This window comes from Micromonospora sp. WMMD882, from assembly GCF_027497255.1.
Taxonomy (GTDB): Bacteria; Actinomycetota; Actinomycetes; order Mycobacteriales; family Micromonosporaceae; genus Micromonospora.
Map to the genome: position 1 here is coordinate 3728790 of NZ_CP114903.1, position 24122 is coordinate 3752911.

At 67.9% G+C, this 24122-nt stretch carries 24 protein-coding genes and 2 pseudogenes; 6 read left to right on the forward strand and 20 right to left on the reverse strand.

Annotated elements, in window-relative coordinates:
* Positions 1-207: 207 nt before the first annotated feature.
* The 7 genes from O7606_RS15535 to O7606_RS15565 all read right to left on the reverse strand — a co-directional run bounded on the left by O7606_RS15535 (position 208) and on the right by O7606_RS15565 (position 4882).
* The gene (locus tag O7606_RS15535; RefSeq protein WP_281594739.1) at positions 208-798 is read right to left on the reverse strand and encodes a hypothetical protein; all 591 of its coding nucleotides are present in this window, start codon (positions 796-798) and stop codon (positions 208-210) included.
* Positions 795-2129 (reverse strand): hypothetical protein, encoded by a 1335-nt coding sequence (locus tag O7606_RS15540; protein ID WP_281594740.1) that lies wholly within the window; start codon positions 2127-2129, stop codon positions 795-797. The genes O7606_RS15535 and O7606_RS15540 overlap by 4 nt, the downstream gene beginning before the upstream one ends.
* Positions 2126-2926 (reverse strand): ATP-binding cassette domain-containing protein, encoded by an 801-nt coding sequence (locus O7606_RS15545; RefSeq protein WP_281594741.1) that lies wholly within the window; start codon positions 2924-2926, stop codon positions 2126-2128. The genes O7606_RS15540 and O7606_RS15545 overlap by 4 nt, the downstream gene beginning before the upstream one ends.
* Before the next feature lie 94 nt (positions 2927-3020).
* Complete coding sequence (locus tag O7606_RS15550; RefSeq protein ID WP_281594742.1) at positions 3021-3824, reverse strand: zf-HC2 domain-containing protein; 804 nt, start codon at positions 3822-3824, stop codon at positions 3021-3023.
* Positions 3821-4369 carry a sigma-70 family RNA polymerase sigma factor gene (locus O7606_RS15555; RefSeq protein ID WP_281594743.1) on the reverse strand — a complete coding sequence of 183 codons (549 nt, stop codon included), beginning with the start codon at positions 4367-4369 and terminating at the stop codon, positions 3821-3823. The genes O7606_RS15550 and O7606_RS15555 overlap by 4 nt, the downstream gene beginning before the upstream one ends.
* A 67-nt stretch (positions 4370-4436) precedes the next feature.
* Positions 4437-4562, reverse strand: coding sequence for a hypothetical protein (locus tag O7606_RS15560; RefSeq protein ID WP_281594744.1), 126 nt, complete (start codon positions 4560-4562; stop codon positions 4437-4439).
* On the reverse strand, positions 4559-4882 hold the full coding sequence (locus tag O7606_RS15565) for a hypothetical protein (protein WP_281594745.1): 324 nt from the start codon (positions 4880-4882) through the stop codon (positions 4559-4561). The genes O7606_RS15560 and O7606_RS15565 overlap by 4 nt, the downstream gene beginning before the upstream one ends.
* A 252-nt stretch (positions 4883-5134) precedes the next feature.
* Between O7606_RS15565 and O7606_RS15570 the strand changes: the two genes are divergently transcribed.
* From O7606_RS15570 to O7606_RS15580, 3 genes and pseudogenes are all read left to right on the forward strand, one after another.
* Entirely contained in the window at positions 5135-6868 is a 1734-nt protein-coding gene (locus O7606_RS15570) for a GUN4 domain-containing protein (RefSeq protein ID WP_281594746.1), read from the forward strand.
* Positions 6869-6904: 36 nt separating this feature from the next.
* Positions 6905-7113: pseudogene (locus O7606_RS15575) on the forward strand (hypothetical protein); the annotation flags it as partial.
* Positions 7114-7153: 40 nt separating this feature from the next.
* Positions 7154-7480 (forward strand): hypothetical protein, encoded by a 327-nt coding sequence (locus O7606_RS15580; RefSeq protein WP_281594747.1) that lies wholly within the window; start codon positions 7154-7156, stop codon positions 7478-7480.
* A gap of 232 nt (positions 7481-7712) precedes the next feature.
* Here the strand turns inward: O7606_RS15580 and O7606_RS15585 are convergent, their stop codons facing one another.
* From O7606_RS15585 to O7606_RS15620, 8 genes and pseudogenes are all read right to left on the reverse strand, one after another.
* On the reverse strand, positions 7713-9452 hold the full coding sequence (locus tag O7606_RS15585; RefSeq protein WP_281594748.1) for a diadenylate cyclase: 1740 nt from the start codon (positions 9450-9452) through the stop codon (positions 7713-7715).
* Positions 9445-10053 (reverse strand): hypothetical protein, encoded by a 609-nt coding sequence (locus O7606_RS15590; protein ID WP_281594749.1) that lies wholly within the window; start codon positions 10051-10053, stop codon positions 9445-9447. Before O7606_RS15590 ends, O7606_RS15585 begins: the two co-directional genes overlap by 8 nt.
* A 2-nt stretch (positions 10054-10055) precedes the next feature.
* Positions 10056-11009: a hypothetical protein gene (locus O7606_RS15595; protein ID WP_281594750.1), complete on the reverse strand. Its 954-nt coding sequence runs from the start codon at positions 11007-11009 to the stop codon at positions 10056-10058.
* 243 nt (positions 11010-11252) lie between these two features.
* The gene (locus tag O7606_RS15600) at positions 11253-12035 is read right to left on the reverse strand and encodes a transposase family protein (RefSeq protein WP_281594751.1); all 783 of its coding nucleotides are present in this window, start codon (positions 12033-12035) and stop codon (positions 11253-11255) included.
* Positions 12036-13149: 1114 nt separating this feature from the next.
* Positions 13150-15015: pseudogene (locus tag O7606_RS15605) on the reverse strand (recombinase family protein); the annotation flags it as partial.
* Entirely contained in the window at positions 15012-15509 is a 498-nt protein-coding gene (locus tag O7606_RS15610; RefSeq protein WP_281594753.1) for a hypothetical protein, read from the reverse strand. The pseudogene O7606_RS15605 and the gene O7606_RS15610, both read right to left, overlap by 4 nt.
* Positions 15506-15937, reverse strand: coding sequence for a hypothetical protein (locus tag O7606_RS15615; RefSeq protein WP_281594754.1), 432 nt, complete (start codon positions 15935-15937; stop codon positions 15506-15508). The genes O7606_RS15610 and O7606_RS15615 overlap by 4 nt, the downstream gene beginning before the upstream one ends.
* 170 nt (positions 15938-16107) lie before the next feature.
* Positions 16108-16284 carry a hypothetical protein gene (locus O7606_RS15620; RefSeq protein ID WP_281594755.1) on the reverse strand — a complete coding sequence of 59 codons (177 nt, stop codon included), beginning with the start codon at positions 16282-16284 and terminating at the stop codon, positions 16108-16110.
* A 1366-nt stretch (positions 16285-17650) separates the two neighbouring features.
* On the opposite strand from O7606_RS15620, the gene O7606_RS15625 reads away from it, so the two are divergent.
* On the forward strand, positions 17651-18085 hold the full coding sequence (locus tag O7606_RS15625; protein WP_281599699.1) for an NUDIX domain-containing protein: 435 nt from the start codon (positions 17651-17653) through the stop codon (positions 18083-18085).
* Here O7606_RS15625 and O7606_RS15630 read toward each other — a convergent pair.
* The 5 genes from O7606_RS15630 to O7606_RS15650 all read right to left on the reverse strand — a co-directional run bounded on the left by O7606_RS15630 (position 18072) and on the right by O7606_RS15650 (position 22184).
* The gene (locus O7606_RS15630) at positions 18072-19145 is read right to left on the reverse strand and encodes an NAD-dependent epimerase/dehydratase family protein (protein WP_281594756.1); all 1074 of its coding nucleotides are present in this window, start codon (positions 19143-19145) and stop codon (positions 18072-18074) included. The genes O7606_RS15625 and O7606_RS15630 overlap by 14 nt on opposite strands.
* The gene (locus O7606_RS15635) at positions 19142-19885 is read right to left on the reverse strand and encodes a hypothetical protein (protein WP_281594757.1); all 744 of its coding nucleotides are present in this window, start codon (positions 19883-19885) and stop codon (positions 19142-19144) included. The genes O7606_RS15630 and O7606_RS15635 overlap by 4 nt, the downstream gene beginning before the upstream one ends.
* On the reverse strand, positions 19885-20874 hold the full coding sequence (locus O7606_RS15640; protein ID WP_281594758.1) for a radical SAM protein: 990 nt from the start codon (positions 20872-20874) through the stop codon (positions 19885-19887). Before O7606_RS15640 ends, O7606_RS15635 begins: the two co-directional genes overlap by 1 nt.
* A 181-nt stretch (positions 20875-21055) precedes the next feature.
* Positions 21056-21784 carry a helix-turn-helix domain-containing protein gene (locus tag O7606_RS15645; protein ID WP_281594759.1) on the reverse strand — a complete coding sequence of 243 codons (729 nt, stop codon included), beginning with the start codon at positions 21782-21784 and terminating at the stop codon, positions 21056-21058.
* A 145-nt stretch (positions 21785-21929) separates the two neighbouring features.
* A complete protein-coding gene (locus tag O7606_RS15650) occupies positions 21930-22184 on the reverse strand; it encodes a hypothetical protein (RefSeq protein ID WP_281594760.1) in 255 nt (84 codons plus the stop codon).
* A 586-nt stretch (positions 22185-22770) separates the two neighbouring features.
* Between O7606_RS15650 and O7606_RS15655 the strand changes: the two genes are divergently transcribed.
* Positions 22771-23589, forward strand: a complete 819-nt coding sequence (locus tag O7606_RS15655; protein WP_281594761.1) for a helix-turn-helix transcriptional regulator — start codon at positions 22771-22773, stop codon at positions 23587-23589.
* A gap of 20 nt (positions 23590-23609) precedes the next feature.
* Positions 23610-23816, forward strand: coding sequence for a DUF397 domain-containing protein (locus O7606_RS15660; RefSeq protein WP_281594762.1), 207 nt, complete (start codon positions 23610-23612; stop codon positions 23814-23816).
* Positions 23817-24122: the final 306 nt, after the last annotated feature.

Below are 24122 nucleotides of genomic sequence, written 5' to 3' on the forward strand. Positions count from 1 at the left end.
AACCCGGTGCCCGTCGTCGTGGAGGCGGCCCGACGGCACGGCGCGCGAGCGTCTGCCAAAGCGACGCGCTGCCGACACTGCCGTGGCTCCCGTGCTGGCCGTTCCCAGCGCGGTTGCCCCCGCGCTGCGGCTGATACCAGCCATTCCAGCACGCCCGGACCCGCTCCGGCAACATAGACGACCCTCAGCGCAGCTCCGGCCGACGGTCTACTCGGACGCGAACCTGCGGGCCGGGCCGGCGACCGAGTAGGCGATCAGCCCGCCGACGGCCAGCACCGCCGCCGTCGACGCGGCGACGGTGTCGTCGGCCGGTTGTTCCTGCCAGGTCGCGACCGCTCCCCCCGTGCCGGCCTGGGGATAGACGGCCGCGACGACGGTCCAGCCCAGCGGCAGGAACCACGACCGGGCCGCGCCGACCACCGTCGCGCACAGCGCGGTCAGCCCGAGCAGGCCGGCGGCGTCGCGCACCACCAGGGCGACCGGCCCGAACCGCGCCCCGGTGTGCCGGGTGACCAGCAGGACCCCGAGCACCACCACCAGCCCGGCGAGCAGGTGCGCCGCGCGCCGCCACGGCCAGCGCCGCGAGGCGGTCCGGTCCAGGCTCTCGTCCGGGCCGGCGAGGGTGGGCGCCAACGCCACCACCATCAGCAGGACGGTCAGGACGACCACCATCGAGGCCACGTCCCGCTCCTCGGCGAAGGCCAGCCACAGCCCCCAGACCGCTCCCGCGCCGCCGAGGGCCGCCGCCAGGGCCAGCGGCACGCGCCGCGAACGCAGGTACAGCGCCGTCGGGGTCACCTGGCGCTCCCGGAGAGCAGGCCGGTGGGGTCCGCGCAGGCCCGGGCGGCGTCGCGGACGGCGGTGACCCGGGCCAGCGCCTCCTCCTCGGGCAGCGCGCGCAACCCCTGCCACAGGGTGACCGCCCCGGCGTTGATCTCCGGGTCCTCGAAGATCATGCCGGGCACCACCCCGACGTCGGAGCGCGGCTCACGGCCCAGCAGCCAGTAGGCCGCCGCCCGTTCCACCACCTCGTCGCGGCGCTGGCAACGCCCGTCGTACGGGACGCCCAGGCCCCCGACGACCTCGGGCACCACGGCGGCCGGATGGGCCAGCCCGCCACGCCCGTCGATCCGGACCTGGATCGTGACGGCGTCGCCCCGGGGCGGCACAGCCTCGTCGAGCAGGAACGTGTGGGTGTCCTCGTGCACGGCGGTCGGCGCGTCCGGCAACCTCGTCAGCGCCGCCAGGCCCTCCCGGGCCAGCGGGGTCAGCGTGTCGAGCACGTTGGCGTGGAGGCGGCTGACGCACACCGTCGGGGTGTCGTCGGTGCACACCAGCTCCCGCGCGACCTGGTCGACCGGCCAGTTCAGCGTGTCCTCGTCGCGGGGCAGGACGGTGACCGCGACGGTGACCCCGAGCGCCACCGGCACCAGCGCCGCCGTACGGGCCCGCCAGTCGCCGGCCACGAACAGCAGCAGCCCGGCCACGGCGAGCGCGGTCATCGAGATCGCGAGCGCGCCGCTGACCCGGTTGTCGATCGTCTGGTAGGCGTGGAACGGGCCGGTGCCGTGGACCGGGGAGATCGCGGCGGCCAGCCGGTCGGGCAGCCGTACGACGCTGAGGAAGACCAGCAGGACGGCGGCGACCGCCAGCGCCGGCGCGGTCACCAGGGCGGGCAGCATCCGCCCGATGCCCAGCCCGAGCCAGGCCGCGGCGACCAGGGACAACGCGCCGACCGCGGTGACGACCGTGAAGTTCAGCAGCGGCAGGTGCCGGGCGGTGCCGACGATCCAGGCGATGCCCGCCCCGGTCACCAGCAGGTAGGCGGTCGCCAGGGCGACGGCCAGCGCGCCGAGGACCGGCAGCATCCGCTGGGCACGCGGCCGGGCGGTGGTGGCGAACAGCTCGCCGACCCTGGCCCGGTGTTCCCGCCGGCCCTGCCAGGCGCCGGCGGCCAGGGCCAGCGGCCACAACAGGAGCAGGTACTCCCGGATGGCCATGGCCAGCGCCATCCAGCCGTCCGACCAGCGGCCGGTGGCGACGTACAGCGCGCCGACCCCGACCAGCACGGTGATCAGCGCGGTACCGGCCGCCGCGGAACGGCGCAGCTCAAGACCCAGGACGTTCATCGGGTGGCCGCCGCGCGGTGCTCGCGGAGGATCGCGGAGTAGCCCCGCTCGGCCGGGCTGTCGCCGGCGTGCCCCTGGTCGCCCTGCGCGGCCAGCGCCTCGGTGGCGCCCTGCCACACCAGGCGGCCCTCGTTGACCACGACGACGTCGGCGCAGGCCGCCGCCACGTCCTCGACCAGGTGGGTGGAGACCAGTACGCAACTGTCGGCGCCGAGGTCACGCAGCAGCTCACGGAAGTCGAGTCGCTGTTCCGGGTCGAGGCCGACGGTCGGCTCGTCGAGCAGCAGCAGCCGCGGGTCGTTGACGATGGCCTGCGCGATGCCGGCCCGGCGCAGCATGCCCCCGGAGAGCGTCTTCAGCCGGGCGTCCGCCCTGTCGGCCAGCCCGACCCGGTCGATGGCCCGTTGCGCCGCCGCCGGGATGTCCGCCCTGGGCATCTCCTTGAGCCACGCCAGGTACCCGACGAACTCCCGTACCGTGAACCGCGGGTAGAAGCCGAAGTGCTGCGGCAGGTAACCCAGCTCCCGACGTACCGCCCGCAGGTCGGCGCGGCCGTCGGCCGGGTGACCGAGCAGCGTCAGCCGCCCGCCCGACGGGGCCAGCACGGTCGCCAGGGCCCGCATCAGGGTGGTCTTCCCGGCGCCGTTCGGGCCGAGCAGCCCGTGCACGCCGGTGGGCAGGGCCAGGTCGAGCCCGTCGACGGCCAGGTGCCGTCCGGCCCGGACCCGCAGGCCCTCCGCGTGGATCGCCCAGGGATGGGTGGTGGCGGCCGTCTCGACCGCGCGCACGGCACGCATCGTCGTCGTCTCCTTCGTCATGAGGTGGGATGGCCGGACGGCCGGGGAGCTGCGGGGCCGGTGGCGGTCCGGGCCCGGGCGGTCGGCCCGGCGGTCAGCCGTGGTGGGAGAGTTTCCGGAATCCGCCGGCCCGGACGAGAGCCACCGCGACCAGCAGCGCGGTGGCCAGCGCCCACCCGGGGGCGCTGCCCCCCTCCAGCAGCGCCGGTGTCCGGGCGGCGGCGAGGCTGGGCGCGATCACCACGAGCGTCCAGCCGGCGGTCAGCCCGAGCACCGCCCGCCGTACGCCGACGAGGGTGCCCAGCAGCAGCGCGGCGGCGGTGAACGCCAGGCAGGGCAGCAGCATCAGGGCCAGCGACACCCCGACGCCGGCGCCGGCCAGGGCGAGCGCGGGCACGACGAAGGCCAGCACCGCCGCCGTACGTCGCAGCAGCGTCGTCAGCCCGGCGGCGGGCGTGGCGGCGATCAGCTCCCAGGCCGGGTCGGCGCGGCGGTTCCAGGCGACCGCCACGCCGGGCAGCGGCGCCAGTGGCGCGACCAGCAGCACCAGCGCGGGCATCCCGACCCACAGCACGCTGAGCAGGGCGGCGCAGGCGAGCACCCCGGCGGTCATCGCCAGCCACGGCAGCAGCGTGCCGACGAACCAGCGGCGCCGCAGCACCGACCACGGCCGGCCGGGGCCGGCGGGCGTCGGCCGGGCCGCGATCTCCCGGTCCAGGCCCGCCGCGACGCGTTCGAGCACCGCCCGGGTGTCGGTGGTGGTGCTGCCGGCCAGCCGCGCCCGGCAGTCGGCGCAGTCCTCCAGGTGCGCCTCGATCGCCCAGAGGGCGGGCTCGTCGAGACCGGGATCCCCGGCGGCGTACCGGTCGAGCTGGGCCAGCGTGGGGTGGACGGTCATGACAGCGCCTCCCGCAGGGCGATCCGGGCTCGGCGTACGCGGGACTTGACGGTGTTCTCCGGTACGCCCAGCAGCACCGACGCCTCCCGTGGGGAGAGCCCGTCGAGGACGGTGGCCCGCAGCGCGGCCCGGACCTCGGGCGGCAGGACCAGCAGGGCCTGCTCCAGCTCCTGGCCGATCCGGGTGGCCATCACCTCGTCCTCGGCGGCCGGCGCGGTGCTCGGCATGAGCGGCGCCTGCGGGGTCTGCGCCCGCCGCGCCCGGCGACGGAACGCGTCGACCAACCGGTGGGCGGCGATGGTCCACAGCCAGCCGACCGCGCTCCCCTTCGCCCCGCCGCCGCGCACGCCGGCGAAGCTGCCCGCCGCCCGCCAGACCGTCAGGTAGGTGTCCTGGAGCACCTCGGCGACCACGTCCGGGTCGGCGCACCGGCGGCGCAGCCGGACCTCCAGCCACGGCGCGGTACGCCGGTAGAGCTCGTCGAACGCCCGCCGGTCGCCACGGGCGACCCGGCGGACGAGCTCACCCTCGTCGGACCCTTCCATGCCTGCTCTCACACCTGGTAAGACGACGCGCCCCGCCGGCCGGGGTCCCGACACCATGTGATCGCCGTCACTTCTCCTGGAACCGCCGCGCCGACCCGGCCTGGGAGCTGATCGCCGCCACGCTGATCGGCGTCCACGCCGGGCCGGGCGCCGTGGTGGCGCTCGGCCACCCGCGAGACGTACGGATGGTCACGCCTCCTCGTCCGGAGACCTGAAGCCGGGCTGGAACCGGTCGGACGGCGCGCCGAGCTCGGCCCACCACCGCCCACGGCGCACCTCGATGCCCGGCACGTCCGCCAGCACCCGGTCGGCATCGACCAGGCTGGCGACCGACCGGGCCAGCTCGCCCCGCAACTCCGCGACCGCCTCGTCCAGGGTGTCGGCCTCACTCGACCAGTCGATGTCGGCGCTCCGTAACCGTTGTTCCGCGGCTTCGAACACCCGGTCCGCGTCATCGACCGTGATCTCGAAGCGGCAGTACAACTGCACGACGACCGGCTTTGCCTCTGCCACGGCAGAAGCCTCCCACGGGCCGCGCAGACGTGCGCTGGACGCCGACGCCGATCCAGGCCGGAACCCTCCTGACCTGGTGACGGAGCACAACGTGCGGGCCGTCCGTCAGAAATCCAGCGTCGGCACCTCCGGGGCGTCCGAGGAGACGGAATGGCACCGCACGAGAGCCACCTCGACCAGTCCGGCTGGTCAGCGTACGACGTTCACCGCACGCGGATCACGCCCGACGACAGCGGCAAGGACCGTTGACTGATGATCGTGGGGTCCGCCGACCAGCCGGACGACGGGGCCGGGACACCCGGTCCGTCGTCCCGCGACGTCGCCGTCGTCGTCGGGGTCGACCGCAACGTCAACCTGAGCACGTCCACGCTGTCGTGTGCGGAGGCGGACGCGGTCGCGCTGGCGGCGCTGTTCCGGCACCTCGGCCTCGCCGACGAGCGTGTCCTGGTACTGGTCGGGGAGCAGGCCACCCGGGCCGCGGTCATGGGCGCGGTCACCGCCGTACGGCAGGAGTTTCCCGACCTCGGCGCGGCCGACCGCGTCTGGTTCACGTTCAGCGGGCACGGCCTGATCGGTCCTGACGGCCGAGGTCACCTGCTGGTCCATGACACCTATCGGCAGTCCGGTGTGGGTCTGCGTGACAGCGTGGTGGTCGGCGAGGTCGTCGAACGCCTGCGCGCGTCGACGGCGGCAGCGCCCAGGCCGAACGTCGTCCTGCTGCTCGACGCGTGCCGCAGCCGGCCGGTCGGCGCCTGGCGTTCCGGCGACCTCGACCTCGCCAGCGCCCTGCGCACGCTGCTCGCGGCGAAGCCGTCCGGCACGGTGGTGATCTCGGGCTGCCCCGAGGGACAGTTGTCGTTCGAGGACCGCGACCGCGGCCTGGGGGTCTTCACCGCCGCGTTCATCGACCTCATGACGCCCGACGACAGGCCGCGCACGCTCGCCGAGCTGAACAGCCCACTGGCCCGGCGGGTGCTGGCGCGCTCCCGCCAGATCGACGGCACCTGGCGTCAGTCGTCGACCATCATGGTCGAACCGGCCGAGCTGATGGAGGGCCTCCTCCTCGCCCCGCAGCGGCTCCGGCGCGACGACATCCTTGAGCTGCACGGGCGCAGCCGCGACATCAAGGATCTGTCGGCGGTGGCGATGCTGTACGAGAACCTGTCCCACGCCGCGGTCCACCCGGAAGACGCCGAACTGTTCACCAGACCGCGCCACCGCGTCGGCGGACCGCGCCGTCGCCGCCCGGTGACGGCCGCGTCGGACCTGGACCTCGACCGGCTCGACCACCTGATCCGGCACGGCCGGTACCGTGACGCCGACCGAGAGACGCTGCGGCTGCTCCTGCGGTCCGCAGGACGCGACCCGCAGTCCGTCCGGACGCACCTGCTGAGCCCGGACGACGCCGGGAGAATCGCCACCGACGATCTGCTCGGCATCGACGAGTGCTGGCGTCGGCACACCGGCGGGCAGTTCGGGTTCCTGGCCCAGCTCGAAGCGGCCGAGGTGACGAACTGGGACGCCACCGCCTTTGCCGACAGGGTCGGCTGGCATCCGCAGGACCGCTGGTTGTACTACTCCGAGGCGCGGTGGACGTCCGCGGCGCCGCCGGGGCACCTGCCCATCCTCGGGCCGGCTGGTGGCGTCGAACCGCCGTGGCGGGTCACCGCCGGGGCGTACCGGCACACGCTGGCCAGTTGGGTGACGATGCCGGCGGCGGTGGTCCGGCAGGCACGCGACGGCACGGCGGTACGCCAGGCCCACCGCACGCCGATCCCGGAGCCGTTCACCTGGCGTGAGTACGTCCGGCTGGAGCAGGCCCACGTCGCCGAGACCATGGTCGGCGTCGGGCACGGGCGGCTGCGGCCGTTGGGCGGGCGTCTCGCCGAGGCGCCCGTGCGCGGTCTGCTCTCCACTTCGGCGTACTTCCTGTCGGCCGTCTGGGCCTTCAACCGCCCGACGCTGCTGCGGCGCCTGCGAAGCTGACCCCACCGTGACGGTCACCGACCGGGAGCCGCCCTCCGACAGCGCGCCTACCTTCCGTGGCCGCACGACCCGCGGCACGCGGCGGTGTCGCTCTGGCTGAACTCCGACGTCCCGGCGACCGACGTCGCGGCGCGTGCCGGGCACTCCGTCGACGTGCTGCTCAAGGTGTACGCGAAGCGCGTCGACGGCCAGGAGGGACCGTCAACCAGCGGATCGAGGCCGCACTGGCCGGCCCGGTCCCGTAGGACCCCGCCGCATCGGAAGCGTCGCCGCTACCCTCACCCGGTGGCCGGCGATGTTTCGATCAAGCTCACCCAGGATCAGGCCCTGGTGCTCTCCGCCTGGCTCGACAAGGTGATCGGCACAGCACGGTTCGATGCCCTCGCTGACGAGGATGTCGCCGTCTGGGCGGCCCTGCACCGCATCAGCGGCGCCCTTGAGACGTCGCTCGCGGAGATCTTCACGCCGGAGTACGCGGCACACCTGGACGCCGCCCGCGAGCGGCTCCGCGCCGACCTCGGGGCCGACTTCGTACAGGACCGCCAGCCGCAGCGGCACGCCCGGCACCGCGAGGACGGCGACCAGGCCAACCGGCACGGATCCGAACCTTGACCTGAGCAGCGGGCACGACCTGGGGAAACGCCCCGCAGGTCGAGCCATCGATGCGGGAACATGCCCACAGGTCAACCGGCGTCTCTGCTGATCTTCGAGGTGCACCTAATCCAGGGTCTTACGAACCCGGACTGGGAGGCACGAAGGCTGCTGGACAGAATGTCATCATCGGCACTGCATAAATGACCCTCCATCAGGCGGTAGCCCACAATCGTCGCATTGCCGCCTACCACTAAATCCAGTAGCTGTCGTCCATGAGAGGGTGCGGCGCGAGCAGCTTTTCTCCAATGCTCATACCGTGGGTCTTCATCCTCCATTCTTCGAACTCCTTGCGAGCACCATTCAGTGCATCACACTGCTGCCGAGAAAGATAGAACTGGTATGCCTTCACCTTGTCCCACGCGCCGTACACCTCCTTAAAGCTCGGAGGCATTACGACGGCGAGTGCAAGGTAGCGCTCAACCGCAGCGGTGACAGCTTCCTTGGCAACCCGAGGCTCTAGCTTTGGCAAGACATCTACGCCACCGTCAGTGCTGTAAACAACCACTACTGCCGGGAGGGGACTCGAGTCCAGATAGCGCAACGCGTTGTTGAATCGACTACCCCGGGCGGGATCGCCCCGCCCCGCAGCGCGCCCATCAAGAATAACGCCAATCGCATGGCAATTGCCTTCGGGATCAACTAAGATAGCGCCGTCCATCGCCGTCAGCTGACTAAGCAGACTATCCGAAAGAGGGAATGGCTCCACGGACCACGCTTGCGGCTCGAGGCGCGAGGCCTCAGCCGCAGCGTTGTCCGAAATAACAAGCATCGCACCATGATCGTTCCGGCTGGCTGCCCTTGCCAAGACCGTCAACTTGGGAACATCAGGTCGACTGAGCTTGCGAGTTACACTATCCGCCAGTATCTCAAAGTCGAGGATATTTGCAGGTAGATGTGCTATTCCATCTCGGACACTAAGTAGTGCAACTCCTCTATGATGGACATCCCAGGCACCACGTCCGAGGAGCGCGACTTCAAACAGCGCCTCATCTGTCTCATTGTAGCCGTCCGAAACGCTTCCCAAACCGTAGATGTCACCATCATGCATCAAAATCCCAGTGGCTTCCGTACTTGCTTCAACCAACTTTCGTACGGCGCGCGTGTCCCGAACCGGCACAGGATTTCGGAGCTTAAGTGCCACCTCTATGGCGTCACTTACCGGATCGCCGATAATTAGGCGACCAACTCCGGAGCGACCCTCGTAGGGCAACGCCGATATGGCGCTGAAGAGCAGGTCATGATCTTCAGCGAAGATAGAGCCAGCACGATAGAGGATACCGCGAACGAACTTCGATGTAGCACTTCTCACAAGTTCCGGGCTTCCGGCGCCCAGTGCTTCGAGGTCTGCGCCAGCGTCTGGCACAAATAAATTCATGCTCGCGCGATAGAGAATCTCCTCTACAAGGGCATGCACCAATGAGGGGGCTAGGCTGAATCGATCGCGCCGAGTTGACTGCAGTCGCGGAACCTTGGCGAGCTCGTCGTTTGCGACGTGTATTACTGCATACACGAGGTAGTCACCGACAGCAGTAGGCCCACCGAAGAAAAACTCTCGACCATAGCTGGCGTGGTGTTCTTGTAACACCTCCACAACAGCCTCACCCAGAAGTCGACGCTTCAGTCGTCGATGGAACGTCTCATGCATGCCGGGGTGGCTGTGTATCGTGTTTCGTTCCTCATGATTATCGTACAGCTCCACGGCTCGCGTTCTCGCTCCAGCAAAATCGCTGGGCTTGTACGGACCATCCTCGGGCTCGACGCATACGTCATATGCATGCTGTCCCGATATCTGAAAGCCTACAAGCATGGCCTTGGGATCACCAGCGAACCCGATCGCCTTCAGCGCACTATCGGCACTATGTTTCAGCGAGGAACGGAACAAATGCTGGTAGCCCCACATGAACTGGTCGATGACCTTCCGCCTAGACATAGTTCAACTCTTTTGCGGCCTGAAAGCTCCCAGCCAACTTCTTCGAGCGGCCAGAGGTTTCTATGCGACCCTTCGTCTCGCGTTCCGTCCAGTAGTCGCCAGCCAATCCCGGCCGCCCTTGCAGAGATATATACAGCATCATTGCTCCACGATGCGGAGGATTTCCCTCTTGCTCAAGTGCATGACCCTCGCTCCGGTATGTAAACCATAGCGTTGATCGACCTTCCCCTTGTATGATATTCGCACTCGTGGAAACAGAGTCTGAGATGGCGAAGTAGACCTCGATGCAGAGCTTCGAATAGGATTGGTGAACGACCACGTAGCAGTCCTTCTCGACTGGCTTGCCGTCGGTGTCGGTCCAGTTCGATCGAAGAGTGGCCTTCCATGTTCCGCGAATGTTCGGGCGCTTAACTAGCCATACCGGAAACCAGCGCCAAGCAAAGAGGTCAAATGCTAGAAGCAAGAGAACAACGATCGAAGCGACGCCACCGACGAGCCTCAGCCATGTCTCGTTAAGAGGAATGCCCAAGATGAAAGCCAGACCAAACCAAATGCCTGCTGCAAGAAAGATTAAGCCACGTGTCCAGGCGCTGTTTGGCATAGTCAGCTTAGCTCCAGGTACGCAAGAGCAGTGCGAGCGAAAAAGTCCGCCTGCGCTTCAGTCCATGGTTGAGAGTCGTGGAACAGATACTTGATGTTGTTGGCCTCAACCCACCCATCCTGTTCCTTGTAGGTCCGGGCGATAGCGTTCAACGTGCTGCGCACTCGCTCCGCCCAAGTCCCATGGTTATTGAAAACGGCGTTTGACACATTAAACACAAGAGACTCGATCAAAAATGAGGGAACGGCATCGATTGCGCCAACATCCACCATTTCATTTTCGAGTCGCTTCAATATGCGCACGGTGCGCTTGTATCGTCGATATGTTTTCTCGTTTTTCGTAACCCCCTCGGACAGATGCTGCTTAGGGAAGTTGTGGATCTCACCCCCGCTGTCGGGCCGAATCAGAATGCCCTGCCGCTCAGAATGTCGGCTACTGTGTGAGATGAGGGTCTGACAGACGACAACGTCAGCCTTAAGGCTTCGTGCGGTTTCCCGGACATGGATCGCCTTGTTACCGCGCTCGACTGCGGCCCGCCCAAACCGATCTACTAGCGCCGCCTCAACCTCGTTCTTGAAATTCAGCACGTTGTATGATCCCGTGTAGACAGGGATCCCGAAATCTCTCATCGAGAGCTCTGAAGCCCCATGAATAAACTCGTGTCGGGTCAACCCCGTTAACTCAACGGCAATGTCTACATCGCTGTCCCGCACGACGTTTGTGTGGTTTGGATATGAACCCTTCGGATACACGTCGTACGACTTCCCGTCGAAAGAGCAGACCTTGATCGCATCAAAAATTTGATCTTTGGTCCACTGGTATCGCGCGTCTTCGCTGTCGCTCGCTTTTCCGGTCCAGCCGGCGAGAGTCGCTTCACTCTTTCTTGGCATTGATTTGCCCCCAACTAATATGAAGTTATTTTGATCTGTCGACCGCATAACGTCAACAGCCAGCATGGCAGGCGGGACACTGCGGATAGTCGCGCAGGTCTCTACAGGGGACGGTAGCGCATGGGTCTGACGGTTTGGCTCGCCAAGCGGCCAGACGGGGGTGGGGAGTGACCATCGATTGCCCTGTGCGGGAACTGTCAACGTCCACCACCATCCGCAATCATGCGGCTACTCCTTGACGTCTCCCCTGCTCGTCCTCAGGATGGTCCCGTCGCAACATCCCGCAACCAGGAGGACAGGGAGCCATTTTCATCCTGCGTAGCGGTTGGCTTCGACGTGGTGCAGGACGATGATGGCCTGCACGATCGCGGTCGCTCGGTGTGGGCAGCAGTGCAGCTTGGCCAGGATTTTCCAGGTCTTGAGTGTGGCGATCGCGCGTTCGCCTCGGGCGCGGATCTTCGCGTGGGCCCGGTTGACGGCCTTCTGCCGGCGTGACAGCTTCGGCCGGAAGCGGCGCCGCTTGAACGGGGTGCGCACGCTGCCGTGGGCGCCTTGATAGCCCTTGTCCGCGAAGGTCATCACGTCAGCGCTGGTCAGGGCGTCGATGACGCCGTGGGTGCGGGCGGCGGTCAGGTCATGCGTCGAGCCGGGCAGCGCGGCCGAGGCCCAGACGAGACGCCCGGCCGCGTCGGCGATGACCTGCACGTTCACTCCGTGACGCTTGTGCTTCCCGGAGTAGTACGGCTTCTGGTTGGCGACTCGGTCGATCGGGATCAGGGTGCCGTCGAGGATCGCGTAGGCGAGCAGCCGGATCCTGGTCATGGCCGTGGCCAGGTCGCCAGCGGTCGCGGCGAGCAGGTCGATGGCCTCGCGGACAGAACGCCAGACCGTCGTGACGCCGATGTCGAATCCGGCGGCCAGGCGGGCCAGGGGGTCGCCGTTGCGCAGGTGGGCCAGGGCGAGCAGGGCTTGCCGGCCGGGGTCCAGGCGTCGCCACCGGGACCGTCGCTGCTGGCGGCGGGCTCGGATGAGGGCGGCGAGGTGGTTCAGGCCGCGGGTGGACAACGGAATCGCGGCAGGGTAAGACAGCACAGCGAGGCTCCCGGTTGGGGCATCTGATCTTGGTCGATTGCTGTCTTACCGGGAGCCTCGTCCTACCTGGACACCGGCCTCCCGCATCGCCCGTGACCTGCATCGTCACGATGAAAATGGCTCGCTGCGCAACCCGTACTACATACGCGTGGTGCCCTACCGCGGCGTGTACCACGAGGGCAAGCACGAGCCGCTGGTCGGCCCGGAGCTGTGGTTGCGCGTCCAGGACGTACTCACGGCACACCACTTGGTTGGAGAGAAGGAACGAAAGCACCCGCACTACCTGAAGGGCTCAATCTTCTGTGGTGAGTGCGGTGCCCGCCTGATCTACAGCCGCAACCGGGGCAACGGCGGTGGGTACGAGTACTACACCTGCCTTTCCCGGCGCACAGGCCGACGGCCCTGCACACGTAGGCCGATGCGGCTGGAGAGGATCGAGGATGGCATCGCCAAGTTCTACGGCGTGTTCCGGCTGTCAGCTGGGCGGGCCGAGTTGATCCGTGCCGGAGTGCTGGACGAGTTGAACGCCAGCCGCGAGGAAGCCGACCGCAGCAGTCGGCGAGCTATGCGGCGGACCGCTCGACTGAACGACGAACGGCAGAAGCTGCTCACCGCCCACTACGCCGGGGCCGTGCCGTTGGACATGCTCAAGAGTGAGATGGACCGGCTGACCGCCGAGATGGCCGACGCCGAAGCGCAGGCAGCGGCGGCTACTCGCGAGGTTGCTGATGTGGAAGGCACTCTGGCGGCGGCCCTTGAGATCGCGGAGGGGTGCGAGCGGGAGTATCTGGTGGCCGTGCCCAGACTGAGTAGGTTGATCAACCAGGGCTTGTTCAAGGCGCTGTACATCGGAGAGGACTGCTCGGTGGAGCGGTTTGAGATGACGGAACCGTTCGCAACGCTGCTGGATAGCGACTTGCTCGATGATCTGGCCGCAGAGCAGGCGGAGCGCGGGGCAAGTCACGATGTACCGGAGCAGACGGAGAGTGAACGCCAAGAAGCCGAGGACCGCTGTCGGCCCTCGGCTGTAATGGCAAGAAGTTTCACCTGTCCGCCGAGAACGGACAAGCCGGACGGCGGTGCCGTCCGGCTTGGTTTGCACAAGATCATTTTGGTGCCCCCGGCGGGGCATGTCACAGAACTGCAAATGGTCGCCGCCCCCGCCGTCGTCGGCTGGGGCGGTGTCGTCTGTGCTGGTGTGGCCGGTGGTGGCACGGGGACCGCCGGCCGTGGCGCGGGTTAGGCGGGCCAGGTGTGGGGCGGTGTGTTGGCTGACGGTGGCTTTGAACGTGACCTGCTTGGTGCGGACGTCGTGGTGGATCTGCACGGCGAAGGCGTCCAGGAGGCGGCGGAGGCGGTCGGTCGGTAGTAGGCCGAGTTTGATTTCCATCTCGGGTAGGGCGGTGAGGATGTCGGCGCTGCCGGGGTCGGTGGGCATGGTTTCTTCGAGGTGGGCGAGTTCGGCGGTCTTGGTCTCGCGGTCGCGGTCGAGTTGGGCTCGGCGTTCGGAGATCTCCGCGAAGACGGTGCCGTCGGGGTCGTCGTTCTCCTCGATGACGCGGAGGAGGCGTCGGCGGCGGGTGGTGATGTCGTCCAGGGTCCGCCGCAGGACGGCGATCTGTCGCCGTTGTTCGTCGGCTGCCTGTTGGGCGGTGATGTCGAGGCTGCGGGTGGCGAGTTGCACCCGGTCGGGGCCGAGGACGTAGGTGTTGAAGAATCGGTCGGCCAAGTCGAGCAGCACCTCTTCGGTCACCGAGATCATTCTCGGATGCCCCTCGGGGATCGCGCGTTCCCGAGGTTGGCAGGAGTAGTAGGTGTATCCGGTGACGGTGCGGCCGAACATGCGTCGTTGGCATGGGGTGCACCAGACGTAGGAGCGCAGCGCGTAGACCCGTTTGGTCTGCCGGTGCCGGTTGGGAGAACCCTGGCGGGCGTCGGCGCGTGACCGTTCCCGAGATCGGCCGACGTTTTGAGCGGCGAGGAACGTCTCGATCGGCACGATGCCCGGGTGGGTGGGCTGTGCGGAGACGACCCACTGCTCGCGGGGGTTGATTTTGCCGGGGTGCAGTTTGTCTTTGGTTGAGCGCCGGTTCCAGACCATGTGGCCGGTGTACTTGGGGTTGACGAGGATCTCGCGGACCGCGGAGCCGGTCCATCGTCCGACCGCGCGGGCGGGGTCGACGGGTTGTGGGGGCGGGTAGCGGTCGAGGTCGGTGTTGAGCCGTTCGGCGATGGCCCGGTAGGACAGCTTCTCGTCGATGCGCCAGGCGTATATCTGCTCGACCACCGGCCCTCGGTCGGGGTCGATCTTCAGCTTGGTTTTGTGTTTGCCTTCCGCGCGTTTGGCGGGGACCGGGTGTTTGTGCTTCTCGGCGAGGTAGCCGTATGGAGGCTTGCCGACGTTCCAGCCCTGGGTGGTGTGTTCCTCGAAGCCGTCCCACGACTTCTCCAGCATCTCGATCATGTACCACTCGGCGACGCCCTGCTTGGTGCGGCGCAGGAGGATCTGGGCGGCGCGTTTGCGGCTGTTCGACTGCATGACCGGCTCGTCGGCGGCCAGCAGCGGCACCCCGGCGAGTTCAAGGTCGTGCTCGATCTTGGTGCCCTGGTGGGTCCAGCGGGCGATGCGGTCGATCGACTCGCAGATGACGACATCGAAGCGGCGATCAGGTGAGGTGGCCTCGTCGAGCATGTCGGCGAGGCCGCCGTCTCGTTGCACGGCGATGTCGAACTTCTGCCACGCGGTGCCCCGGCCGCGTTGGCTGAGTTCCTTGCGGGAGGATTCCACGTCCCAGAACCACGCCACGATGACCATGTTGGGCAGCAGAGCCCGTTCGGAGTTGGTCAACTGCCGGGGAATCGACAGGGTGGGGTCCTGCTGCTCCTCGGTGGAGGTACGTCCGAGGAAGGCGACCCGTATTGTCCGCTTCGGGGCTGTGGTGGCGGGTGGGCGGAGCCAGTCGGGCAGGGTGCTCGTCACGGGTGGCCTCCGTCGCGGATGAGTTGGGTCAGCACCTTGATGTAGTCGACGCTGCGCAGTCGCCATGGCATGACGGGCAGCCGGTCACCGTCGCGGATCTCGGGGGCGTGGAGGAACTCGATGCCGGCGACCGCGAGCGTGCGCAGAAGCGCGGTGCTCGTCACCGTGTCGCCTGACAGGCGGTGCACGTCGGTGCTGATCACGAAGTCGAACCGGCGATCTGGCCGGTTCGCCTCGGTGAACAGGTCATCCAGACCACCGTCACAGCTGACCGCCCGCTCGTTGTCGAGGAAGAGGCTGGCGGGTGCCCGCCGATAGTCGGGCCGAGTGCCGAGGTCGGAGAACACCGCCGTGACCGCGCCGTGGGGCAGCACCGAGACGCACCGCTGGTACTGACCGCCGACCACGCGGGCCGCCGTGGCGAGGTCACCGGCCTCGGCGGTCCGGCCGTAGAACGCCACACGCGGGCGCACTGTCGTGCGGTGGGTGTTCACGCGTCGACTCCACTGGTCGGCGTGGTCGTCCCGGTGGTGGGAGCGGCCAGGGCGAGGACGTGGCAGGTCGCGCCGGAATCGGCGAACCGGTTGGTGTGGGCGGTCCACCACCGCTCGGCGCGGTCGGGGCCGGTGAAGGGTCCGACGACGAACAGGCGGTGACTGCGGGGATGGATGCACACCGCGACGGTGAGGGCGTTGAGGTCCCCCACCGAGGCACAGGCGGGGGCGCGCACCGCGACGGCGGCGAGTGCTGGCCCGGCGGCGTACTGGTAGGAGTGGGCCAGGGTGCCGGTGGTGCGGTCAGCGGCCCCCGGTGGGCAGATGGCGACGGTGACTGCCCCATCGTTCGGTGCGACGGCCGGTGTGTCGTGGGGGCCGTAGACGACGATGCGCCCGGTGTCGTCGGGGGTGACGGTGGCGTACATGACGCGCGTACCTCCTCCGGTTGGTTGGTGTCTGGTCAGGCCACGGGCCGACCGCCGGTGCTGCCGGTCGACCCGTGGGCGTCGATCACCGCTCAACTCGGTGAAGGGATCAAGACCGCCGCGACGGCACCGCACTCCGCGGCACGCCGAGTGGCCCGGAGTGCGACCGGTCAGGCGGGCTCGGCATGGTGCCGCTGGTCGTGACGCCAGGTCAGCACGTCGAGGATCACCTCGGCTTGCAGCATGGCCAGCCGCCGACCGGCCTCACCATCGAGCACAGTGACGTCGAACTGCACCTCCGGCACATCGCCGCGGATGACCGTGACCTCTGCGGACTGCCCGCCCACACCAGCGTCACCGCGAGCCGGCGACTCGCCACCGGGCGAGGCCGACGCCCGACGATGTCTGCCGTCCGCCTCAGGGGCGGACGGTCCGTGCCCGTCCCGTACTCCCGGATCGGGGGTGCGGGGGACGTGGGTAGGGGGATGGAGCAACTCGGCCGTTGCCGGCTGGGGCCGGTCGCCGGGGGTGGTGGAGCTGTGCTTCGGCATGGGCGTGTGGGCCACGTCCGCCGACGAGCGCTGACACTAAGGGATTACAAATCCGGGCCTCGGATTGGAAACCGCGCCCCGCGCCGAACAACTCGGGTCACCCGAGCCGCCCGGTTGAACAAGATCCTCAACGGGTTGAACACACAGGTCAGACCCCTGAGGTGCCGACTTCCGGCGGCACGGGCGCGGCGTGGAACGCCGATGCGGTCGGTGACAGGTTGCACGGAATCTACACGTACTTGAACAAGATCATTTTTGCTGGAACGCGCGGCCTGGCTGACCACCTCGGGCCGTGGACGAGAGCGCTCGGAGGTGCGGCGCGCCCGGCGCGACCCGTACGCGCCCCGTCCGCCGTCCCGGACGGTCGGCAACCCCGTCTGCGCCTCGTCCTGCGAGGCCGTCCGCACCAACCAGCACGACCCCCACCGTCCCCGTCCGCCGTCCGCGCCGGACGGCCTCCGTCCCCGCCGCCGGCTCGCCCTGTCCGACCCGTCCCCACCGCAGCGGCGCTCGTCACCACGGAGAGATGATCAGCAGTAGCCCTCACAGCGAGGAGGCCCCGCTCAGGGCTCAGATGCCCGCAAACATCGAGCGCCTTCATCGGATGACGTTTGGCACGTCGGGCCGGCAGACCCTCGCCGTGGTGGGTCTGCTGCGCTACGCGGTGGGCTGCACCGCGCTGTCTGCGATCAGACCGGCCTCGCCACAAAGGAACGTCGCGGGTTGCTTGGCGAGATCGCACCGCTGCTACAAAGCCCGGATCCTCGGCGCCCGCCGAGGTTGCATCGGTCGAGCTGGTTGGCCCCAACACGTTCGCTGTTCAGGGTGAGGGTTCTAACGAGAGGTCTAACGAGCGATCCAACGAGGAACACAACGACCACGAACCACCGGGTGAACACACCCCCTTGAACACGTCATACGCGCACGTCAACGGGGGCGAGGAGGACCGGTGGACCGGAACCGACTGATAAGAGATATCCCTCCCACCCGCACATCTGCCACCGGCAGTCCCCGCCTTACGGCGTCCGTCGTGGCCGCCGAACTCGGCCGACTCACCCCCCGAGACCGGCACCTGCTGGACCTGCTCGACCAGCACCGAACCGGCAGGGCTCTCGTCGCAGTGGCTGCGTCCAGGGTTAGGCTGCGGTGCGTGACTGTGCGAGTGGATGCGCGAATCGCCGGTGTGATCTTGGTCGATCGGGAAGGCCGTTTGTTGTTGCAACTGCGTGACGGCAACACCCGGGTGGATCCGCACCGCTGGTGTCTGCCTGGTGGCAACGTCGAGCCGGGTGAGGATCCGCTGACGGCCGCTAACCGGGAGTTGCTGGAGGAGACCGGCCTAAAGGTCGAGGAGCTGCGCCTGTTCTGGCAGGGCATCGCCCCCTCGGCCAAGTTCCCCGGCGCGGTCGGCGAGTTCTCGATCTTCTACGCGCCGACCGACGCCGGTGACGAGGATGTGGTGTGCGGGGAAGGTGCGGCGATGCGGTTCGTCGACGGCGCTGACGTGCGCGCCCTGGAGTTCGGGCGAGCCTACGGTGAGATCGTCCCGCGTTTCCTGGACTCGCCGCAGTACCGGGAGCTGGTCAGCGCCGGTTGACCCACGTCTCCCGGTTGACCTCGTACATCTCGGTCAGGATCGCCGGGATGTCGTAGTCGTACTGCCAGTTCGGGTAGTGGTTGGCGAACTTCGATGTGCTGCCGACCCACCAGATGTGGTCGCCGATCCGGTTGTCCTCGTGGTACTCGGTGATCATCTGCTGGCCGGTGATCTTCTCGGCGAGTGTGGTCGCCTCCATCAGGCTGACGTGGGAGTGCCTGCCGCCGCCCATGTTGTACACCTCCCCTTGACGCGGGGCGCGCAGGAACGCCTCGAACGCGGTCACGAGGTCGTGCGAGTGGATCGCGTCGCGGACCTGCTTGCCCTTGTACCCGAAGATCCGGTACGTGCGTTGCTCCATGGCGCAGCGCATCAGGTAGGCCAGGAACCCGTGTAGCTCGGCGGCTGCGTGCGCGGGGCCCGTCAGGGTGCCGCACCGGAACGTGGCGGTGTTGAGGCCGAAATAGCGGCCATACTCCTGTACGGCGATGTCCGCCGCGACCTTGCCGACGCCGAAGATCGAGTGGAGGCACGAGTCGATGGGCATGGCCTCGGTGATCCCGTCGGCGTATTCGTGGCCGGGTTCGACCTCCCACCGGGTATCCAGCTCGATGAGGGGGAGCTGGTTGGGGCGGTCGCCGTAGACCTTGTTGGTGGAGGTGAAGATGAACGCCGCGTCGGGGCAGTGGTTGCGGGTGTGTTCGAGCATGTTGACGGTGCCGACGGCGTTGACGTCGAAGTCGGTCAGCGGTTCGCGTACCGACCAGTCGTGGCTTGGCTGCCCGGCCGCGTGCACCACCACGGCGATGTCCCTGCCGTAGCGGGCGAACACCTTGCCGAGGGTGTCGCGGTCGCGGATGTCGTGTTCCAGATGGGTGTACCGGTCTCCGAGTTCGTTGATCAGCTTGCTGGCGTTGGGCAGGGTGGTGCCGTCCTTGCCGAAGAAGTACCGGCGCATGTCGTTGTCGATGCCCACGATGTCCAGGCCGAGGGTGGCGAAGTGACGGGCGGTCTCCGACCCGATGAGTCCGGCAGAGCCGGTCACGATGGCGACGCTCACGCGGTGATGCTCCGTTCGTGAAGAGTGGTCCATGCCCTGATCTGCTGCCGGGCGTGGTCGAGGTCGGCCGGGGTATTGATGTTGTGCCCGGCAGGGAGTCCGATCGGCGCGACGAGCGCGCCGCGCGGGATGCTCCAGGTGATGTAGTCGGCGATGCTGGTCGAGCGGGCTGCGAATCCTGGGGCGTCGGCGAGCATGCGTCGCGTCCAGTGCCACGCGCCGAGCGGCACGAGGCCGGACGGCTGGGCTTTCCAGCTCACGGCGGTCACCAGCCCGCTGTCATCGACCACGACCGCCGGTCCGTTCGGGTTGGCGCTGGACGGTGCGACGCCCATGCACAGCTCAGCGTGCGGGCCGAGTTGGTCAGCGAGGATCAGGAAGTTCCGCAGCCCGCCTGGATGGGTGATGGTGTCTGCCTCGATCACGCTGAACCGTTCGCCGTAGCGGGCGCAGTCCACGACGTCGGGCAGGTAGCCGGTCGGCGGACCGATGCTGATCTCCACGGGCTGGACGTGGCCGGCCGCGAGCGCGGCGGCCTCCGCGTCGGGTTCGCGCAGGTGCAGGTACAACCGTGAGGGTCGGACCGCTCGAAGCTCCTGCAGGATCCAGCCGAGGATCGGGCGGTCCCCGACCATTTCGATGGTCTTGTGTTTGCCTCGTGCCACCTCCTGGAGGCGGGTGCCGAGGCCGCGGGCGAGGATGACCACCGGATGGTCGACCGTCAGGACAGGAAGCGCCATCACGGCCTCCCGGTCTCGGTCAGGAACACCGAGCCGCCTGGAGTCAGGTTGGCCTGGACGATGACGTCCATGACGTACTCGTAGTCGGAGACCTTCCGGTCCTTGCCGTAGATCAGGTACTTGTCGCGGACGTCGGCGGGGGTGGCGTTGAAGACGATGACGTTCGCCCCGGCGTCGAATCCGCGACGCTGGCCGCCTTCGACACTGGCGCGCATGGCGCTGACCGAGGGGATCGTCCACTCGGGCTGCGCGAGCCTCATCGCCGCGAGCACGTTCAGCGTCAGTTCGACATCACCGGCAGGAGCGCCTGCCAAGGGGGTGTCCGGTGCGGGCACGAACGGTGCCGCCGACATCATGTGCACGCCCATGTCGCGGCACAGGACGATGTCCCGCGCGATGCTGTCCAGGCTTTGACCGGGTAGGCCGACGATCATCCCCGAGCCGAAGCGGTAACCGAGGTCCAGTAGGTCCGCCGTGCACGCGAGCCGCCGGTCAAGCGCCTCGTGCCGCATCCGCAGGTGCAGGTCCACATCCGATGTCTCGTGCTTGATGATGTAGCTCGTCGCGCCCTGTTCCCGCAGCCTGGCGTACTCGGCACGGGTCTTGTTGCCCAGGTTGAGCAGCAGCTCGACCCGGCCGCCGTACAGCTCGGCGATGGTGGGTAGCGCGGCCCCGACTGACGTGGTGGTCTGCGGCACCTCGCCGCCCTGAAAACAGATCACATCGACACCGAGAGCGTGCACGCCGATCGCCGTCTCGATCATCTCGGCCGGTGTCTGGTGGAACACGTCATTGGTTCGGGTGTTGGATCGCCGCATTGGGCAGAAGTCGCAGTCGACCCGGCACAGGTTCGTCACCTCGATGACCGCGCGTACGACAACCCGGTCGCCGAAGACGCCGGTGCGCGCGGCACGAGCTTGCGTGAACAGTTCTTCTCGCTCGGATCCTTGCAGCATCAGCATGGTGCGGATGTCGCGTTCGTCGAGCACGGGAATCTCCTCTTCATCGAGCGCGGTGGCACGAAAGGGAGGTGCAATGGCCCCGTCAACTCATAAGCGGACGGGACGGAGGCGACGCCGCCATCGAGGCGTCACCCCGAGATCCGGCCCAGGTGGTCGCTGGCCGGGCTGGCATGTGGTCGTTACTGCCGCTACGGATCGTGTGATCTGGTCATGGCCGCCTCCTTCCTCTTGTCGCCTCGGCCGTTGGTGGGTGCCAGGAGGCCGGACATGTCCGGCCCGCCGGAAGGACGGGGATGGCGAGAGTCGAACCGGCGTGCGCGTCTTGGCCGCCAAGAGCCCAGGACGCGCTGTCGTCAGGCGTGTCGAGAAGCAGCCGAAAGCGAGCCTTGACGTCGCTGTGAGCCAGGGTGAGAACCCGGTCCAACACCGACTGCGCCGCGAGCGTCGGTGGTACCGCGCGCTGGTGCTCCCATCCGTGGACCGTCGCTGGGTCCACGCCGAGGTGTTCGGCGAATCCATCCACGCTCATCCGCAGCGCCGCGCGTAACGCACGAACCTCCCGCCCGGTCCATCGGCCGACGACGACCGGCCCGCAGCCCGCGCATGCCGCCGGACCGGCCGCGTTCTCGGGGATGAGCGGGGCCGGAGGCAGCCCGAACTGCTGACGCTTCTGGTCGCGCGCGCGAGCCTTCTGGGCGTGGAGGCTCCGCATGAGCGCGTCCAGCTGATCGAACAGGGCCAGCAGGGCTCCGTGTGCGCCGAGGGCGACGTCGGCGTTGTGCCAGAAGATGCGGGTGGTGTTGTCCCGCCCGGCCTCGACGCCGGCAATCGCGCTTCGCGAGTAGCGGATGAGCTTGGCAAGATCGACCTGCCTCAACCCGACAGCATTACGCCGCCGGGCCAGCTGCCAGCCGAGGTTCCTACGCACGTCGTCCACGTGCTCCCGGGTGATCGCACCGGCCGCGCCGAGACGGCGCTCGCCACCGATGCACGAAGGCTGTGCAGGTCGGTCGCCGGTCCGCGTTCGCGAAGGGCGAACGCCGTAAAGCGGCCCGCTCGGCTCCGCCGCCACGGTTGACACCTCAGCCCGCCGCTCGCGCCGACAGCCAACCGAAGCCGCCTCGCCCGGCGCCCATCAACTCCGGACGCGTGGCACCAGGCCGCCGCCGAGGCAGGCGGGCCGACAGCAGGAACACCTTGGCGGCTTCCTCGTTGACGCGGCAGGGGCCGAGCACCCTGCACTCCACGCACAACCCGTCGCCACTGGACACCGCGTGCCGGTCCAACATCGCCTGCGCTCGATCGAGCTGCTGACCGCCGTGGTAAGTCGTCGCCATGTCACACGTCCTTGCGTTTCCGATGGGACGGACGCGCCGCGCGGCTCCGTGTGGGGAGCTTCACGAGCGGCACCGCGCGGCACGCCCGGCCCGATTCACCCGCCACCACGGAGCCATCCGTCACGTGGAAGCGGGGAGCCATTGACTTTCCCGGTGCTGGCCATGCTGCCAAGACGCATGCGCAGCGCCCGTCATCACACCGACGGGTTCTCGGTCGTGCTGATGTTGGCCACTGCGACACGTTCGAGCCGCAGGTAGAGCTGAGCTGGGGCGGGGGCGCGGATCCGGACGAGTCGCGGGTGGCCGCTGCGACGAAGATCAAATCCGGCACCTCCCACCTCGTCGGTGCGGCACGACCTGCTTCGCCCGGGTAGCTGCGCCACCCAACGAGTCGCCGCCGCGTCGTTCTTTCGTCTATCCTGCGCTCGCCTGTAGTGAAAACGCAAGACTTGCGTTCGCAAGCTTAGGTTTCGCTTGCCCTGTCACGATGGCGCGTTCACACGACCGGCAGACTTGAGAGAGGCCGGAGCAAGGGGGATGGAACTTGGCAACACGTCGTCAGCCACCAACCGTTCGGCTTCGCCGCTTGGCCGGCGAGCTGCGCAGCCTCCGCCAAGCTTCCGGTCTCACCCGCGAAGACGCGGCCGAGCAGACGAACATCAACAGCGCCACCCTGTACCGCATCGAGACGGCCAAGGCTCGCCCGCAGCGGCGCACGCTCCTGACACTGCTGGACAAGTACGGGGTCACTGACCCCGCCCGCCGCACGGCGTTGGTCGAGCTGTCCAAGCAGGCAACGCAACTGGGGTGGCTCCAGGCGTACGAGAACGAGCTGCCCGAGGAGTACACGACCTACATCAGCTTCGAGAGCGAGGCGCGCAGCGTCCGCAACTACGAGTCACTGTTCGTGCCCGGCCTGCTCCAAACGCAGGGCTACACCCGCGCCGTGGTCACGGCCAGCCTGCCCTACGCCAGCGACGACGAGATCCAACAGCGCCTCGAAACCCGCACCCAGCGGCAGGCATCCATCACCAAGGACGATCCGCTCAAGCTCTGGGCCATCGTTGACGAGGCCGTGCTGCACCGTGAGGTTGGCGGCGTTGACGTCATGGCCGACCAGCTACGACACCTGCTCGACCTGACCGAACGGCCGCACATCACGCTCCAGGTGCTGCCCTACAAGGTCGGCGCACATCCGGGTATGCACGGCGCGTTCGCCGTGATGGACTTTCCGGACGCCGCCGACCCCGAACTCGTCTACATCGAGAACATGGCTGGCGCGCTGTACCTGGAGAAAGAGGCTGACATCCGGCGGTACGCCGAGATGTTCGACCAGCTCCGAGCGGCCGCCCTGAACGTGGCCGATTCTCGGAGGCTCCTCGGCCGCTTGATCGACATACACTGAGTGTGAGGGGAGGCGGAAAGGTGAACACTCCAGATCTGGGCGCCGTGACGTGGCGAACGAGCACCCGTAGCGGCGCAAATGGCAACTGCGTGGAATTCGCCCAGCTCACCAACGCAGTTGCACTGCGTGACAGCAAGGACCCGTCGGGACCCGCGTTGGTGTTCATGTCCCGAGAGTGGGTGGCCTTCATCGAGGGAGCCAAGGATGGGGAGTTCGATCAAGGCTGACCAACCTGCCCGGGAGGTGTCGATCTGGGGATGAGTGCCCCCTCGTGTGGGCACCCACAGGGGTCCGCTTCGGGGCACCCCTTCGGGTCTACTGAATGCCGCACTCGTCCTTGAGGGGATCGAGCGCGGCAGCCGGGTCCAGCGCCGAGGGCGGCGTATCATCCATAAGCTTCAACCCCATCAATTGCCACAAAAGCCGCATTCCTGTTGTAGTGACGGTCGGTTCCTTGCTTGTGTTCGCACCATGCCCTCACCGTGTTGGCCATGATGCGCTCATTTGCCGAAAGTACGCAGCAGCCGACGAGG